A 17,259-nucleotide genomic window follows, 5' to 3' on the forward strand; every position below is an offset into this window, starting at 1 on the left:
ATTGTATATCTTAATTAATTTACTGTTTTACTTAGGTTTATAAAACAGCAATATTAAATAATCAACAAAACCAAACCCTTAGCCATCTTATTAAGATATATACTTTCTTAATAAGTTATATGTATAGAATCTCTTTGTATTTATATTGCCATAAATATAAATTTGCGCAATAAGTGACCAATAAATTAATTGCGTCTATCGATGTATGGCTTTGATATCATTAATAGCTTCAATGAATAAATTTAATTTTTATTGAACCAAGATCACACTAACACCAAGAAAAGAGTCTTCAAACCTGAGATTGATACCAACTAATTGAGAGTAAATACTCTAAATAGATAGCTAATCTGAATAACTCGCTATCCTTCAAATGCGTTTATCGCAATTATTTTAAGAGACTTTTGGATAATGCCTAATCTTTATTTTTAATTATCATAATATTAGCTAAAATTTACTGAATCCCTAAGATAAAGTTCGTTAATTAATTCAATAAAAAATAAATTGTCTTTCACTTATAATGATGATCATATGCAACAAAGAATCCTAGTGTTTTAATGTTATTTGAGCCGTCATTAATGACAATATATTCATAAATTTCATCTAGATGTATGCATTACTAAGGCAGTAAGTGAGTGAGATAGGTAATGGCTCTAAGCCCGATTGAATCAAAGTTGCGCTTTTACCAAGCTTTAAAAACATCTGGCATCAGCACTCGTGTGTTTTTAAGTAAAAAATTATCTATGCAAATCAAAATCGTTTAGCGAGCACAATCATCGTTATTTGTACGAATCCTTTTTATTTATTTTTAAAAGAATGGGTTGATAGCTATTTTCAGTTTTATGCCTACCTACAACATACATATCACCATTATTGCTTTTCGTTACACTACCAAAAAGTGACAGCCCCTTTAGATGGTCTACTTCCAGTTTTGTAGTGTAGCTTTTGTCTAAAGTAGTTTCATAAACTATCCACTCATAGTTTTTTCTTTTTCCTATACCAACAAGTAATTCTTCACCATCTATCGTAAATAGTGATGCAATATATGCACTACCATCAGGATGCATCATACCAATATATTTAATCTTCTGTTTTTTATCTTTAAATGGAGAGATTAAATACAGCCCGCCATCAGAGGTAGTAAAATAGATATCACCATTTTTCATGCTAGTGTAACCGACTATCCCATGATGATTATTGATGTTTTCTTCCTGATAACTTGGTAATGGATATTCAGCAACCGTATTCAACTGGGTATCATATTCTTTCAAGCTGACTTTGATAATATCAGAATCAATATCACTTAGGCTTGGCACATAAACATGTCCAACCTCATCGACAATAAAATTTCTGGATACATGCATTTTTACGGAACCCGAAACAACTCGCGCTGTTGTTCCAGTTTTAGTGTCATACTGGTATATGACATGATTCCAATAGCCCAAGGCGTACACATACCTTCCATTGGTATTAACTGCAATTAGAGCCTCTTCAGTAGACATTACATGTTCCCAGCTCTCACTATCTGGCAATTTTCGCCAAAGGTGCCCGCCCCACACTGGATTTATATCCTCAGCTTCACCAGATTCATCAAAAGAACTAAAGTACAGGTAGCCATCATTTGCTTGGTAGATTTTGCTGTGAAGCTTGTTTTGTCGAGTACCTTCTCGATAAACATTGTTCTTTTTTAGCTCTCGGACCGTTTCACCTTGCGGTGATACCTGCTTTGTAACTGGGTTATATTGATATAAGAAAGAAGAACCATACACACCACCATGTGACGATACACCAAAGTAAATATTTCCAGCGTCGTCTCTACCACTGGCCCCCCATATTGCATCTAGGTTACCGCTTTTTTGCAGCTCAATTATTTCAACAGTTGGCGCGGCTAGTATATCTTTAGGCAGTGATGTAAATACTGTTCCCACCCTATTTTCAAAATTTCTTGTTGGTAGTTCAATTTCTTCGTTATTCTGGCCACAAGCAGTTAGCAACAGTACTACGACAAAAAGAATCCACCTCATAAATTATCCTTTTAAACTCAGCACCAGTCAGTTGTCACATCAGTATAGCTCGGATAATAGTCATTACCTTTAGCTAGGTAATATAGTACTTTGAGCTTTGTTTAATATATGAAATCAGATTTAACACTTTATGCTCAGCCAATGATAACTAGCAATAAACATTAGACATTGCTAATATTTGTATCGTTCGATAATAAAACCTTACTACTATGAATGAACAACTACTCATCTTACTGATAATTATCGCCATTTTTATCCTATTTAAGAGCTACAGTTCAAGGAGTGCCATATCAGCTCTATCTAAACTTAATATTGATACCCTCCAGTTACTCGATGTGAGAAGTGAAAGTGAATTTGCGGGTTTCAGTGCCCCAGGAAGCCTCAATATACCAGTACAGTCATTGGTATCAGGCAATACAAAAGGCCTTGAACGATCGAAGACCATCGTGGTTTATTGTGCATCAGGAATGCGTTCGGCAACCGCTGCAGCATGGCTAAAAAAACAGGGCTACACTGTTATTAATGCAGGAACGATAGGCAATATTATCAAAGGGATAAAATTCTAACTTACTGCATGCCAAATCGACAGAGAAGCTTTGAACTTAAATTGATACTAGGTTTAATTCGTTATTTCACGATTCAATCTAGTAAAAGTATATCTCGACAGCATTCTTAAAGTTGAAACTCATTAATTCAGCTATCGAGATACAGATTACTTGTTTTGTAAATTACGACTAAGACTTAGTCTTGCGGACCAGTTCCCCCATCGACTTGACTACCAAGGCTTGAAGCCGCTTCTAGGGTGTAGTTATACATATCTACATCTGTAAACACTGTTGCCCCATCGTCGACATATTGAGATGTTGCTGAAACGCCAGTGTATGAGTTACCCGATGCACTAAAGTAAGCATCACCGATATTCCAATGAGGTCTAGCACTGTTTTCAAAGTAGTTATTCTCTACTAGGATTTGAGCACTATCATCACCACCAATCGAGAAGTAAGAGATATCTTTCCAGTAATTATTGAATAGATGGACACGAGTGTCTTCCCCTTGGATTTTAGGGTTACGTCCCGCGGCTGTATCCCAAAAATTATGGTGGAAAGTGACATCAGATTCGCTAACCAAATTTGTATACCAGTGTTGGTTCGCACAAACTTGAGCATTGTATCCGTAAAAACGGTTCCAGCTTGCGGTGACGTTTTGGCTGTTTTTAATATCCAAGTACCCATCACTAATTTTACTAAACGCAACATGGTCAATCCAAACGTGGCTACTATCTTCTACTGTAATACCATCTCCAGCTTCCACTAACGCAGGATTGATGTTTGAGATAGTTAGATTACGAATAATGACGTTTTCAACTCCATTGAGATTCAAGCTCGCACCAATGATGCTTGAAGAGCTACCTAAACCAATCAAAGTTTTGTTAGATTGTACGTTGATAGTCGTGTCGTTACGTGTTACAGAAACCGTATCATCTGACGTACTTGCTTCAAAATCACTACAAGTTTGAGTACTGGTAGGAACACGATACCAAGTTTTTCCATCATCATTCCAATACGAACAATCGAGAGCACAAGCTTGCACTGTGCGGTCTGACGTACGACAGTCTATGCTGGTATTCGCAACCTGGATAACTTGTGCATCACTAGATTCTAAGGCGGAGGTTAAAGCACTACAGCTTGATACAGTAATTGTGCTACCCGCAGCACCACCCGTAGTCGTTGATAGATTATCATCACCAGACTGTGCGGCAAAACCGACTAAATCTTCATCACTCGATGAACCATCGCAGCTTCCAGAAACTGGATTGATATACCAGCGTTGTGAACTTGCTGATGCATCTTCATTTTGGTAAACGTTTGAACCATTTGTTGAGCCAGCTACGGTAAGAGAAAGTTGTGAGTTTTTATTGACGATTTTAAACCCACCTGAAGACTGAACTTTTAGTTCCCAACGTTGGTTGTCACCATCCCAATCGCTATAAGTATCTACGTTCGCTCCGTTAGACGTGGAAGCGTTCAATACTTCTAATAACTTACTGTTATAAACCGACTTGATTTCCCAGTAATTATCACTCTGTTTAGTTAATATAAACTGTTGGTTACTTGCTTCCCACAAGTCATAAGTGATCACATTTGGCACACTACTGGTGTCGTTAGTGTTAACATCCAGAGCTTGCCCAGAGCCTTTATTTATAATGTAGTAGGTACCACCCGAAGTTGGAGTGGTTGAACAGTTCTCTGCAAAAGCAGAGGCACTTATCAAAGTAAAAGTAATAGCGATAGCTTTCTTCCACCATGATTGACGATGTAAAACTTTCATTTGTTACCTCTTATAATTTCTATGTCGATAGAAAAGGTGTGACTTCTGAAATTAGAATTATTTTAACTACTTGCTTGAGCTAATCTTCTTTTTGTTCATCGACCATTTATTTATTGAAATAATGTTTTAATACTGAATCATTCAGCAGCGAAACAATACATCCCAAGTCTCTTAAGTCAACACTGATTGTAACAAATTGCAACATCGTGCAATTATTGACCGATATTGGCTTTTAAAAGTGTGCTGAAAGGTTAACTAAAGAGATGCTCTATAGAGCAGAATATCTAACGTTGCATGACGGATGTTTTCGCACCGAACAAATAAAGAGTGAAGGACGGACTGTCATTGTAGTTAAAAAAAACGCTACATTTGCTAAGACATTAGAATTCTAAAACTTGCCTAAATTCACTACAAAAAGCGCCCAGTATTATATTTTTTATGATTTAAATCATAAGGTTAAAAATAAAACCTTCTTTGTAGGACTAAACCAGATCGAATATAAAATATACATTTGCAACAAGTATAATATTTCTAATTTCTGATAATTAACTCAGTATCTTCATTTTTCGTCTTAAAGCTAACTACTCTCTTTCTTAAACAAGTCCGTATTTAAAAATGTGCCCTTTTTGTTAATCATTTAGTAAGAGGTGTATATGGCTAAGATAATACTATCTTTAGACGGGGGAGGTATCAGAGGTGCGGCAACGACACAATTCTTATCGCATGTAGAAGATAGCCTAAACTCTAACCACAGTTGCTCTATACGTGATTGTGTCGACTTTTATGCTGGCACTAGTACTGGTGCAATCATCGCCCTAGCTTTAGCAACTACAAATCTTTCTATGAAGGATATAAACTCGTTGTACAGCCTTCAAAACGCAAAAAAAATATTTACTGAAAATAAAGGACTATTTGAAGTAGATGGTATAAACAGCCCCAAATATGAATCAGGAGGTAAAACTAAAATCCTCAAGCAAAATTTTGGAGACGCCAAAATAGGTGATGTGGTCGAAGGTAAGCATGTACTAGCGGTCACTTATGAGATATCCACCAGAAGACCAGTCGTTGTAAAATCTACTAACCCAGCATTCAAAAGCTACAAATCCTCTGACGTAGCAGATGCCTCAAGCGCGGCTCCAACATATTTTCCGACTAAGGAACTTAAAGATTCATGGTTAGTCGATGGAGGAGTAATTGCTAACAATCCAACTATGTGTGCAATTGCTGAAGCCAGACGCGAATGGAACTCTACCCCATTAGATGAACTACTCGTGCTATCCGTTGGTACTGGTTACCGTGCACGAAAAATCAATGGTCCAGAATCTCAAAAGTGGGGTGCTATTGGATGGTTCACACACGGTCATATTCTTGATGTTTTATCAGATGAAATGGTGGTGGCATATCAAGCTAAAACTCTGCTAAGTGATGGGAAATACATCCGAGTCAATTCGGACATGAAGAAGCAGATCGGCCTAGATAACCCACCAGATGATGCAATGGATGATATTTCGAGAAGCAATATAGACAAACTTAGGAAAATGGGGGATTGGTGGTTTGAGTTGTATGGAGGCCGCGTGATCGATTTCTTATTAAAACGATATACAGGGCCATCTATAGACCGTGTTGACCCAGCGTCAGGTAAACCGATCTGATAATAATTCAACGGGAACGGCTACTCCTATTCAAAGCGTATAATTCGGTAGTGATGTACCGAATTATACGTTTATGAAGTGAAACTAACCCCATAGCGCCCCCTCTAGACTAACGTCAAAAACCAAATAAGCTATATGTATACACAGTTTAACTCTATTTAACGGTTACGTTCAAATTGGCATTGCCAATAAAATTATTCCATCGTAAACGCAAAAGCCGAATTAAACCAAAGCCCCAAACTTTGCGAATCTGTCTTAAATTGTTTGTATGCCCTTTTTGTTAGTCAGTTCCTTCGCCAAACTGAAAATACAATATATTTGACCAATTGCCCAAGCCCAGACCGTAGAATGGTTCCAAAGGTTCATATTTTGGTGACTCTTGCTTACGACCCAAAAGCTTTGTTCGTTTTGAACTCGCCAAACTCTGCCACAACTTTCGGAAATTTCTGCTCTCCGAAGTAAAATTTTACATCTGTACCTAACTTGTTCTTTGCTGCCTCTGAACTTAGAGCATTTTCTATTGAATATGAACCAATATCATCTCTAGCAAAAGTGTAAGAAGAAAAGAGAATTAGAGAATTAGAGAATTAGAGAATTAGAGAATTAGAGAATTAGAGAATTAGAGAATTAGAGAATTAGAGAATTAGAGAATTAGAGAATTAGAGAATTAGAGAAGATAGTGTCAGCATTGCTATATTTTTCATATTGTTAAACAACCTTAGTTAATAAAAATTTGATTGTAAGCATAACACCGCGCTCACCGGTAAATTAGGAGCGCAGCGAGAAATTTATCCAAGTGCAGCGCTTTTTTAAGTGTTTTGGTAGGCTTGCTGAGCTATAGACTCCAAGTGCTTATTCAAAGCTTTTATCATTTTAATTATTCGAGGAATCTTCGTTGCTATCCGATAAACTACAAATGCCCCAGTAATGATAGCTCCCGTTCCTACCGAGTTTGTAATAGATGTCACTAACCACCATAAACCACCAGCAATAAAAATAGACTTTCCCGAGATCTGATCTATTTTTAAAAGCTTATTTAAAGAGTCTGCTTTGTTTACAAACCAATGCTGATTTGCGTTGTGGTTTACTAACACAGAAAAGTAACCCGAGTCTTTACCTTTAATACCAGCAGATATTAATGTAATTTTTTGTCCTTCGCGAAGTGGGATGTCGTGCCCTGCAAGCTGTATACTTTTTTCACTCCCATCTTCTTTTTTAATCCAAAACTCGTGATTTGTTACCGTAGTTGAATGAACCGTTGGAGCACTAACATGACCTCCATGCTGTCCTACATAGCCACCTCCTCCACTAGATGATACATGAGTCTCCGAATATTTATTCTGACCCAAGATCTCTCCAGTTACACTCCAGAATTTAATCTCTTTATTTCTGTGTTTGAAATTTTCCATTATTACTCCGTTTATGGATTGACACATAACAGTTCTTATACAGAACCTTTCTATAAAACCAGTTCTGTATAATTCATAATTACATATTTAACAATAGGCATAAAACATTGTTTTATTTAAGAGTTATGAGTATTAGACATTGATCAAATATAAAAAGCATCCGTATAAGTGACTCACAGTTTAAGTAAGTTTCCTGCGATTGGAGATTGAGTGCTCAAATGCCCAGCCCACAGGCAACTGTTGGTAAGGAAAACTAAATAAGTACACTGCATTGTTGATATTTAGCATGCACAAAGTTAGGTCAATTTCGCTAAGTAAATACAGATTTATTTGTGCATGTTTTATATCTCGATTGTTTTGTAATTTACGAAACCTTCGTTCTTGTAATTACAATGAAACAAGTCCCACATCAGATACACAACACTACTAACTACCATATCAATAGCCACATTTATCAATTTTTTCCTCGTCCTTTCCATTTCATTGCTAACGTAAAAACTAACAAAAAAATAACACAACTCTAACAACAAAAAGGAAGCTAGTGCTATGAGAAAGGAAATCCGACTGGGTTTATTAGCCCTGATTATTGGAGGTTGCGGCGGCGGAGATGGGGGATCAAATACCCAGAGTGCAACTAATATTGGTGTCAGTGGTTCAACCGACATAGAAGGTCGCTGGTCCGCGGCATACTTGTCTCCATATGAATCCCCCCCAGTAATCGATGTGTCCCCCCGAGGAGTATTTATTCTTCGCGGACAAGAAGGAAGGGTAGACCCAGATCAATACAACAACGAGAAGAGTTTCGAGGTCATAGGTAAATTTGAGGGAGAATCAGTCTTAGTGGGAACAGCCACAACAAGAATCGATCCTCGACATGATTCACCAGATCAAGGTTTATATTATGAAACAATTACCATCACGGGACAGCTAGATACTGTACCAACAACGCTAAGGTTCAGCTCACAATATCTTTTTGATGATATTGATTTTAACTTTACGGTAAAAGTTAATGGTAACTCCCCTTTGATGAGTGTTAACCAGATTAAAGACAAGATAGTATCAATTGATGCGGATTATTATGTTTCTAACATCCACTTCAATGAAGAAAGTCTACTGGTAATGGACGTTTATGCTCTATCTGGCAACAGTGAAGCTCCTTATCGGCAAAATTGTGAAGTCACCGCAACCGTGGAACCATTTCAAGCAGCCATAGGTTCAGGAGTACAGCGCCACTACTACGATGTAATTCAAGAATCGACTGACTGTTCTGATATGTTAACACTTTATGCTGTTATTACATGGAATAGTGATAGTGACTCTATTGCGATACAGACCAACCATGACAACTGGTAGCTGGCAGTGAAACAAAAACCTAGTCGAACGACTATTTGTAGAGCCTCTTACAACATGTGAGAGGCTTTTTCACACCATATTTTAGTTTTTCACCGCAGACAATTTAACTCAAAGCCCCCAATTCCAACGCCTTCTTAATCGTCTGCTTCACATAAAACAACTGAGAACCGTGCTTAGATTCCCAACCTTTTGGATCATCGTGAAACTTTCGGTGCTCGTCTGCAGTTAGGGACATAGTGTGTAGTGGTCAACTAAATTTGCAGTTTCAACAGGAAATGGCCGCAATTATGGAAAATGAGCCAGTGGTAGGTTCAGCATTTTATTTTCGTAACAACGATGAATCAAAAGGTGGCCGTAAGAACCTGAGCTTTAACCCTTACCATGGTGGAGCTAAGTAATGGCTAGCCGTGGAGTAAACAAAGTCATCCTAGTAGGAAACTTAGGCAGTGATCCAGAGGTGCGTTATATGCCTTCTGGTGGAGCTGTTGCCAACATCACTATAGCCACCAGCGAAACGTGGCGAGATAAATCGTCAGGTCAGCAACGCGAAAAAACAGAGTGGCACCGAGTAACCCTGTACGGAAAGCTTGCTGAAGTCTCAGGTGAACACTTAAGAAAAGGTTCGCAAGTCTACATCGAAGGTCAGCTACAAACTCGTAAATGGCAGGACCAATCAGGACAAGATCGATTTTCAACAGAGGTTGTAGTTCAGGGATACAACGGAGTGATGCAAATGCTAGGTAGTAAACGCGACCAAGGATGGGGACAGCCTCAGCAACCGTCACATAACGAGCCTCCGATGGATTTCGATGATGATATTCCTCTGGTTCCAATGTTTAAACCGCATCGCTCACTTAGTCTGTGCGTTTAATGGTGTCAACCACCAAAGCTATTTTGGTTTGGTGGTTATCTAAATTTCAATCACAAGCTATAAGGTTATTCAGATGAGTAAATCTCAAATTGCGATTGTTACCCTCAAGAAAGCTTCTGAAGAAATTGGCTTGAGTACCAAGACGCTAAGAGAGAAGGCTCGTGACGGGCTTTATCCATCCACCGTTATGAGAAAGGTTCAAGGCACTTGGATGGTAGATATTGAGGAATGGAACCGATGGCATCGAATGCAGGCGTAGATAAACTTCCAGCAGGTATTGAGGTACATGGAAACACGTTACGCATAGTTTTTTACATTAATGGTAAGCGTTTCAGAGAGTCTTTAGGGCTCTCTCCAACAAAGCAGAACATTAACTTCGCCAAGAACAAACGTGAAGCCATTATGTATGAAAACAAAATCGGCACATTCAATTACGCAACTCATTTTCCTAACTCTAAGCACTCTTTTGGTAAGCCTACTGCGAGAGAAATTGGAGCACTTACCAAGAGTTTCTTGCAATCAAAAGCCTATGATGTGCGCCGCTCAACATTAGAGCGTTATGAGTGGGTACTTAGAGATTTCGCGCAACTTTACGGCGAGAACCGCAGTTGCAATACCCTATCCCCTCGCTCGCTAACTCAATTCAGACAAGATTTAGTGAAAGGGAAAAGCGGTAGGACCATAAACCGAAATCTAGTTACTATTAATGCTTTCCTCTCATGGCTTCATAAAATGGAATACATCGAGCGGGATCTTTCTCAAGTTATGAGCCGTGTGAAAGAGAGTGAACCGGATATTCAGCCTTTCTCTGTAGATGAGATAAACAAAGCCCTAGCACACTGCCACCAGTTGCAGCACCGCAATATGATCACTCTGTTGGTTTATTCAGGAATTCGTAGTGGTGAACTGTGCGCTTTAGCCTGGGAAGATGTCGATTTCGAGAACCGGACACTACATGTTCGCCGTTCCACCTACGACAAGCGCGGACTTAAGACAACAAAGACAGACAAAGAACGCTTTGTTGATTTAATGCCACCAGCTATCGAAGCGTTGAAAGCGCAGCGTCACTTAACCTATCTGTACCCAGCGACAGAGCATGAAGTAGAGCTACCCGGTAATGCATTCCGCACTGAGAAATTGCGCTTTGTGTTCAACCCAAAAGCAGTACGCCAACAGAAAGGTAGTGATTATGACTACTACGGTAAACGAGCTTTAGTTCGTATTTGGGCTGACCTATGTAAAAAAGCAGGCATCACGCACCGCAACCAGTATCAACTGCGCCATACCTACGCTAGTTGGGCTATCACCCACGCGAACGTAAACGTTAGCTACCTAGCCCAGCAAATGGGCCACTCAGACATCACTATGGTAGCTAAGGTTTACGGCAAATGGTTGAAGGAATCGAATAAGAAAGAGTCAGATCGAGTTTGGAAAGAGCTACAAAAGGTAAAATGAAATTCGTAGCTCAGTTTTGGACATAAGTGAGCTAGGGTTTATATTGAATTAATAATACGTCGAATGATAAAAAATATTAAAAAAACTAAAACAGTGTGGGCTGATACTTTAATTTGGAGTTGATTTCTATCAACTACTTTTTAATCATAGAGTTAGCTTGAAAGCTTCAAGTAAAAGGCGTTCGCGATCACGATATAGTTCTACATTTTCAATCGCTTACATGGGTAACTGAAAAAATACAGCCAATCGTCACTTAATAATCATGACTCTTTGGTGGAAATCACCACCGAGTCTGTCCCAATCACCCGAAGCTTGGGAGGAGAAGATGCGCACATCACTGTTTTAGCTTTGTAGGAGCATGGTTAAGGGAAAATAGAATGCATATTTTTTAATTATCACAGTAATTTAATGAATAATATAGAATAAAGTCTGCTTTTGAATGGTTTTGTTACTCTACCCATATAGATACGCCCTTGTGTTTATTCATTACGAACAAATCACAAGGGCGCATTCTAGATCACGAATAAAGTATCAACCCAAAAACAGTGGTCTATTTTGTTTAGATGTATCATTAACGACTTCATACAAGACTCGCAATAGACGAGTACCTGTATGCATTTAATTAGCTTACTGTGGGATGTGATCGGTCTGAACATCGACCGCACTTGTAGCATAGTGAGTTGGATCCGAACCAACAGTTTTGGAAAAAACACTCTTTCTTTTCTTGCAGCTAGAACATTCACCGCAATGATATCTATTCCCCCACAAGCAGCTCCACGTCATTTCGTAGTTAAATTTTGAATTTTTTGCATGTTCAATAACTGCATCATTATCAAAACCAGCCTCAATGAATGGGAAACTAAACTCGGTAGTACAACCCGAAACCTTTAAAAGGTTGTTCACTGCATCTGAAATTTCTCTCATACTAAGGTGTGGCCAGCGGTTCTCATCTGAAGTTGTCAAACCATGATAAAGTTTTTTATAACCTAACCATTGGGCGGTGAACGCAACGAAAGCTGTAATACCTTCAGATGATGCTGGCCCTTTATCTTCTACTAGCCTACTTGAAGTTTCAGTTTGCATTATATGAGGCGGTTCAGTTGCTATAGCGTATATATCCACAATTTTAGGAGCATCTATAATGTGCAAAGGAACATTTAGCCTATGGCAAAGACGTTGAGCGTACGTCTTTTGCCTAAATGCTGGTTCTTGGCCTAAATCTAAAAATATTGCCGAGACCTTTTTGTTTACCTGTTTATTTACTTCTTGAAGCAAAGTGGAGGAATCTATTCCTCCCGACAACAGAACCAAAGAATCTTCATTTTCAAATATAAGTTTACTCATTTTCTTCTCCTTGAATGTTCTAAAAACTTCATAAATTACATACATCCCATGTACTTAGGCTCAGCGATCACGATTGCGACAATTTTGAAAGCCTTTATTCCATAACCTATCCGATCCTTTAGTACTGTGGGGAATGTGACGTTAAAACCACAATTAGAATGAACTGGCAGCTGAATCTGAATAACAACAGAATAGTTGTCTTAGGCTTAGCAGGCACTACTAATTCATTTATAGTTTTAATTATGAGATTGCTCCGTGGAGATAAATCTGAACATTTGGGCGAACTCGTCCCAATAAGTAATCTAATTTTTTGCAAGAACAAATTCGATCTGATAAGCAATACAAATATGGATCCGAAATAAAACTAGCCCAATTTCAGGATAGCCTCTTATAACAAAATAGATTCATATACAACACTCTTTGGGGCATTTTTCGTTCGGAAGCGCCTCTGGATAAAAACTAAATATAAATCTTACATCTCATCCACTGCATACTTTGTGCGAGAGCTGTCGAATTGAATATGGTACTGCCTTCCATCTTTTGAGATGAGAGCTGTGCTGCCGACAACGTTATGCATTGGAATATCGAGCATAGACCAACGTGAACAGTCTTCTAACTCCAGTACAGTAAGTCCCATTTGCTGTGACAACTTTAGAACTATTGATTTTGAATTATTGCCCATCTTTTCACTCCTCCATAGGTGCAGATTATTGCATGTTGTTGCATTGGTGGAATAAGGTCAATTTAAGGCTGAGACAATTGAACAGAAATGAGAGCTAACAAAGTTTGGGGCAAAAGTAACTAAATGAGTCAAATAGTTTAATGAGATGGTACGTCCCTCTTCACGGCTAAACTGAAATATGTTTACTGCTATAAGGAAGGTGCCATATGACACATGCTCATATTATTGGAATTGATCTTGGTAAAAACTCGTTTCACATCGTTGCTCATGATATTCATGGACACCAACTATTTAAGAAGAAGTTTACTAGAACCAAGTTGATCGATTTTATATCTACTCAACAACCGACTATTGTAGCAATGGAATCATGTGGTGGTTCGCATTGGTTAGCGCGTAAATGTGAAGAATATGGGCATACTGCCAAGCTCATTCCACCTCAATATGTGAAACCCTACGTTAAAACCAACAAAAATGATTTTATCGATGCGGATGCAATTGCCGAAGCGGCTTCTCGACCTACAATGCGATTCACTTCAGTAAAAAGTGAATCAGCACAAGCCATATCGACAATACGAAAAATTCGTAGTGGTTATATCAAAGAACGAACTGCATGTATGAATCGTGTTGGCTCAATACTCCTGGAGTTCGGTATCAGCTTTCCAAAAGGACATGTATGCATGAGAAAGTTATTCCAGTGGTTAGCTGATAAAAATGAATATCTTCCACCACTAATTATTTTTGAATTAAGTGAATTACATGAGCACTACGAACATCTTAATGAGCTTGTAGAACATCAAGATAAGAAAATAGAAAAGTTACTGGCAGAGAATGAGCAAATGAAACAGCTACAAAGCATTCCAGGTGTCGGTCCGGTTGTTGCTAGTGCTTGCTTATCCTCAATAGGAGACCCAAACGATTTTAAAAATGGTCGAAATTTCGCAGCGTGGATTGGTCTTGTACCAACCCAATACTCGACAGGGGGAAAATCGACACTATTGGGGATATCGAAACGTGGTAACAAGGAATTAAGAACTCTTCTGATCCATGCTGCCCGCTCAGTTCTTTGGCGTGACAAATCTGTTGAAAAATATTTCGGTTCGTGGCTTGCCAATCTAAAGAAACGGAAGCCATTCAATGTTGCTGTTGTTGCATTAGCAAATAAGATTGCACGCATTATCTGGGCAGTATTAGTAAGCAAAAAAGAATTTGAAATCAGAGCGTAACCCCAATTTGCAATGGAAATTAAAGATGACAAAACGGTTAGACCACCAGATTGAAGACCTGTTGCCCCAAACAGCAGCTTAAGTATGCTTTTCGTTTTGCGAGGACAATCTGGCGCGAACCTCATCATAGAGCTGAGACTAAATAGGTCTCTAAACAGACTCTGAATATATTAGCGCAAATCAGCTCGTTATTTTGATTTCTACTTGCAATAACGGGACGTACCATATATTGGGGCTTTTTTGGGGCCTTCGTTGACGAGATATTTTATATTTGGGGCTAAATTGGGGCTTTTTCTGGGGCTAAATGGGGCTGTTTCTTCCACTTCATGTTGTCTAGCCTCAAACAAAAAGCGCTCCAACCGGAGCGCTTAAACTTCAATATTCGATTATTCCCAATCAAGAATAACTTTACCGGAAGCCCCGCTACGCATAGCGTCGAAGCCTTTTTGGAAGTCATCAACCTTGTAGTGGTGAGTGATGATTGGTGACAAATCTAGACCAGATTGGATCAGGCTTGCCATCTTGTACCAAGTTTCGAACATTTCACGTCCGTAGATACCTTTGATAACCAAACCTTTGAAAATCACTTTGGTCCAGTCAATCGCCATATCTGATGGTGGAATACCTAACAGAGCAATACGACCACCGTGGTTCATGGTGTCTAACATTGAGCTGAATGCACTTGGTACACCAGACATTTCAAGACCAACGTCAAAACCTTCGGTCATACCTAGTTCAGTCATCACGTCCGATAGCTTCTGCTGAGCAACGTTAACTGCGCGAGTCACACCCATCTTACGAGCAAGCTCTAGACGGTATTCGTTCACGTCAGTAATCACCACGTGGCGTGCGCCTACGTGTTTTGCTACTGCTGCGGCCATGATACCGATTGGGCCAGCACCTGTGATCAGAACATCTTCACCAACAAGATCAAAAGAGAGTGCTGTATGTACTGCATTACCGAACGGGTCGAAGATTGATGCTAAATCATCAGAAATACCATCTGGGATCTTGAATGCGTTAAATGCTGGGATCACAAGATATTCTGAGAAAGAACCAGTACGGTTTACACCGACACCAATAGTGTTACGACAAAGGTGAGTACGGCCGCCACGACAGTTACGGCAGTGACCACAAGTAATGTGGCCTTCGCCAGAAACGCGATCGCCCAGTTCAAAGCCGCGAACGCCTTCGCCGATGCCGACTACTTCACCCACGTACTCGTGGCCAACAACCATAGGTACTGGAATGGTTTTTTGTGACCACTCGTCCCAGTTATAAATGTGGACGTCAGTGCCACAAATGGCCGTTTTCTTAATTCTGATCAGAATGTCGTTATAACCCAATTCAGGCTTTTCGACTTCCGTCATCCAAATGCCTTGTTCAGGCTTAAGCTTAGCTAGTGCTTTAATTTTCATAATGTTCACCAAATGAATCCTCCGAGATTGGAAGAAACAATAATCCTTAGATGATGTTCATCTCTTTACCGACTTCGATAAACGCGTCGATAGCTTTATCTAGTTGTTCACGAGTATGTGCTGCAGACATCTGAGTACGAATACGCGCTTGACCTTTTGGCACAACAGGGAATGAGAAACCAACTACGTAAATACCTTTCGCCAGAGAACGCTCTGCAAACTCAGCCGCGACTTTTGCATCGCCAAGCATAATTGGAATGATTGCGTGGTCAGCACCAGCCATAGTGAAGCCCGCTTCTGTCATGCGTGCACGGAAGTGTGCTGCGTTATCCCATAGGCGATCACGAAGCTCATCGCTTTCAGCAAGCAGATCAAGAACACGCAGAGATGCAGAAACGATCGCAGGAGCAACTGAGTTAGAGAATAGATATGGGCGAGAACGTTGACGTAGCCAGTCGATCACTTCTTTCTTACCAGAGGTGTAACCACCCGAAGCTCCGCCCATTGCTTTACCTAGCGTACCCGTGATGATATCGATACGGTCAATAACGTTGTGGTATTCGTGCGTACCACGGCCGTTTGCACCCATAAAGCCAACAGCATGAGAGTCATCGACCATCACCAGTGCGTTATATTTATCTGCAAGGTCACAGATCGCAGGAAGGTTAGCGACTACGCCATCCATTGAGAACACACCGTCAGTTACAATCAACTTGTGACGCGCACCAGCTTTATCTGCCTCGATTAGTTGCTCTTCCAACTCTTGCATATTGTTGTTTGAGTAACGGAAACGCATCGCTTTACATAGGCGAACACCGTCAATGATAGAAGCATGGTTTAGAGCATCAGAAATAACCGCATCTTCTTTATCAAGCAGAGTTTCAAACAACCCACCGTTTGCATCGAAACATGAGGTGTAAAGAATGGTGTCTTCTTTGCCTAAGAAATTTGAAAGTTTCTTTTCGAGAGCTTTATGTGAATCTTGTGTACCACAGATAAAGCGAACTGAAGCCATACCGAAACCGTGAGAGTCCATCCCCTCTTTCGCTGCTTCAATCAATGTTGGGTGGTTCGCTAAACCAAGGTAGTTATTGGCGCAGAAGTTCAAAACTTCTTCGCCGGTAGAAATGTGTACAGAAGCTTGCTGCTGAGAGGTAATAATACGTTCAGATTTATAGAGACCTTCAGCTTTTACTTCTTCAAGCTGGTCACGAATTTGCTGGTAAAAAGCAGTCGACATTGCATTTTCCTTCTTCGTTTTTCGGAGCATAAATAAGCGGGTTATTTACACTGTAAAAGAACTGCCAGTAGCGACAAATATGTGTACGTTTTCCCAAACGCAACTCGCTACAAATCATCTCCTAAGTGTAATCCACTCGTTGAAAAGCGATTATCCTACTTTGCGGAAAAGCATTCATGAAATTAAGGCACAAATAGCAACTATTAAACCCGTCAGTTGCGAATATAGAAAAAAGCGCCTTATGGAAAGGCGCTTCATATTTG

At 39.6% G+C, this 17,259-nt stretch carries 15 protein-coding genes; 7 read left to right on the forward strand and 8 right to left on the reverse strand.

What is annotated here, in order from left to right:
- Positions 1-776 precede the first annotated feature (776 nt).
- Positions 777-2,021 carry a ligand-binding sensor domain-containing protein gene (locus tag G5S32_RS16330; RefSeq protein WP_165313147.1) on the reverse strand — a complete coding sequence of 415 codons (1,245 nt, stop codon included), beginning with the start codon at positions 2,019-2,021 and terminating at the stop codon, positions 777-779.
- Between the two features lie 209 nt (positions 2,022-2,230).
- Between G5S32_RS16330 and G5S32_RS16335 the strand changes: the two genes are divergently transcribed.
- Positions 2,231-2,587 (forward strand): rhodanese-like domain-containing protein, encoded by a 357-nt coding sequence (locus G5S32_RS16335; protein ID WP_165313149.1) that lies wholly within the window; start codon positions 2,231-2,233, stop codon positions 2,585-2,587.
- 175 nt (positions 2,588-2,762) lie between these two features.
- Here G5S32_RS16335 and G5S32_RS16340 read toward each other — a convergent pair whose 3' ends face one another.
- Positions 2,763-4,349, reverse strand: a complete 1,587-nt coding sequence (locus tag G5S32_RS16340; RefSeq protein WP_165313151.1) for a pectate lyase family protein — start codon at positions 4,347-4,349, stop codon at positions 2,763-2,765.
- A gap of 653 nt (positions 4,350-5,002) precedes the next feature.
- Between G5S32_RS16340 and G5S32_RS16345 the strand changes: the two genes are divergently transcribed.
- The gene (locus tag G5S32_RS16345; protein WP_165313153.1) at positions 5,003-6,001 is read left to right on the forward strand and encodes a patatin-like phospholipase family protein; all 999 of its coding nucleotides are present in this window, start codon (positions 5,003-5,005) and stop codon (positions 5,999-6,001) included.
- Positions 6,002-6,810: 809 nt separating this feature from the next.
- Here the strand turns inward: G5S32_RS16345 and G5S32_RS16350 are convergent.
- Positions 6,811-7,410, reverse strand: a complete 600-nt coding sequence (locus G5S32_RS16350) for a hypothetical protein (RefSeq protein ID WP_165313155.1) — start codon at positions 7,408-7,410, stop codon at positions 6,811-6,813.
- A gap of 546 nt (positions 7,411-7,956) precedes the next feature.
- Here G5S32_RS16350 and G5S32_RS16355 point away from each other — a divergent pair.
- Positions 7,957-8,763: a hypothetical protein gene (locus G5S32_RS16355; protein ID WP_165313157.1), complete on the forward strand. Its 807-nt coding sequence runs from the start codon at positions 7,957-7,959 to the stop codon at positions 8,761-8,763.
- A gap of 103 nt (positions 8,764-8,866) precedes the next feature.
- On the opposite strand, the gene G5S32_RS16360 is transcribed toward G5S32_RS16355, so the two are convergent.
- Positions 8,867-8,998 (reverse strand): DUF968 domain-containing protein, encoded by a 132-nt coding sequence (locus G5S32_RS16360; RefSeq protein ID WP_246201161.1) that lies wholly within the window; start codon positions 8,996-8,998, stop codon positions 8,867-8,869.
- A 162-nt stretch (positions 8,999-9,160) separates the two neighbouring features.
- Here G5S32_RS16360 and G5S32_RS16365 point away from each other — a divergent pair, with 162 nt between their 5' ends.
- The 3 genes from G5S32_RS16365 (at position 9,161) to G5S32_RS16375 (ending at position 11,089) form a co-directional block, all read left to right on the forward strand.
- Positions 9,161-9,634 carry a single-stranded DNA-binding protein gene (locus G5S32_RS16365; RefSeq protein ID WP_165313158.1) on the forward strand — a complete coding sequence of 158 codons (474 nt, stop codon included), beginning with the start codon at positions 9,161-9,163 and terminating at the stop codon, positions 9,632-9,634.
- Between the two features lie 73 nt (positions 9,635-9,707).
- Positions 9,708-9,893, forward strand: a complete 186-nt coding sequence (locus tag G5S32_RS16370; RefSeq protein WP_165313159.1) for a hypothetical protein — start codon at positions 9,708-9,710, stop codon at positions 9,891-9,893.
- Positions 9,872-11,089 carry a tyrosine-type recombinase/integrase gene (locus G5S32_RS16375; protein WP_165313160.1) on the forward strand — a complete coding sequence of 406 codons (1,218 nt, stop codon included), beginning with the start codon at positions 9,872-9,874 and terminating at the stop codon, positions 11,087-11,089. The genes G5S32_RS16370 and G5S32_RS16375 overlap by 22 nt, the downstream gene beginning before the upstream one ends.
- A 627-nt stretch (positions 11,090-11,716) precedes the next feature.
- Here the strand turns inward: G5S32_RS16375 and G5S32_RS16380 are convergent.
- Together G5S32_RS16380 and G5S32_RS16385 are read right to left on the reverse strand one after the other, a co-directional pair.
- Entirely contained in the window at positions 11,717-12,433 is a 717-nt protein-coding gene (locus tag G5S32_RS16380; RefSeq protein ID WP_165313162.1) for a 7-cyano-7-deazaguanine synthase, read from the reverse strand.
- Positions 12,434-12,905: 472 nt separating this feature from the next.
- A complete protein-coding gene (locus tag G5S32_RS16385; RefSeq protein ID WP_165313164.1) occupies positions 12,906-13,115 on the reverse strand; it encodes a hypothetical protein in 210 nt (69 codons plus the stop codon).
- A gap of 206 nt (positions 13,116-13,321) precedes the next feature.
- Between G5S32_RS16385 and G5S32_RS16390 the strand changes: the two genes are divergently transcribed.
- Positions 13,322-14,338: an IS110 family RNA-guided transposase gene (locus G5S32_RS16390; protein WP_165313166.1), complete on the forward strand. Its 1,017-nt coding sequence runs from the start codon at positions 13,322-13,324 to the stop codon at positions 14,336-14,338.
- A 386-nt stretch (positions 14,339-14,724) separates the two neighbouring features.
- On the opposite strand, the gene tdh is transcribed toward G5S32_RS16390, so the two are convergent.
- Both tdh and G5S32_RS16400 read right to left on the reverse strand, forming a co-directional pair.
- The gene (tdh, locus tag G5S32_RS16395; RefSeq protein ID WP_165313168.1) at positions 14,725-15,756 is read right to left on the reverse strand and encodes an L-threonine 3-dehydrogenase; all 1,032 of its coding nucleotides are present in this window, start codon (positions 15,754-15,756) and stop codon (positions 14,725-14,727) included.
- A 46-nt stretch (positions 15,757-15,802) separates the two neighbouring features.
- The gene (locus G5S32_RS16400; protein WP_165313170.1) at positions 15,803-16,996 is read right to left on the reverse strand and encodes a glycine C-acetyltransferase; all 1,194 of its coding nucleotides are present in this window, start codon (positions 16,994-16,996) and stop codon (positions 15,803-15,805) included.
- Positions 16,997-17,259 lie beyond the last annotated feature (263 nt).

The organism is Vibrio ziniensis, from assembly GCF_011064285.1.
GTDB lineage: Bacteria > Pseudomonadota > Gammaproteobacteria > Enterobacterales > Vibrionaceae > Vibrio > Vibrio ziniensis.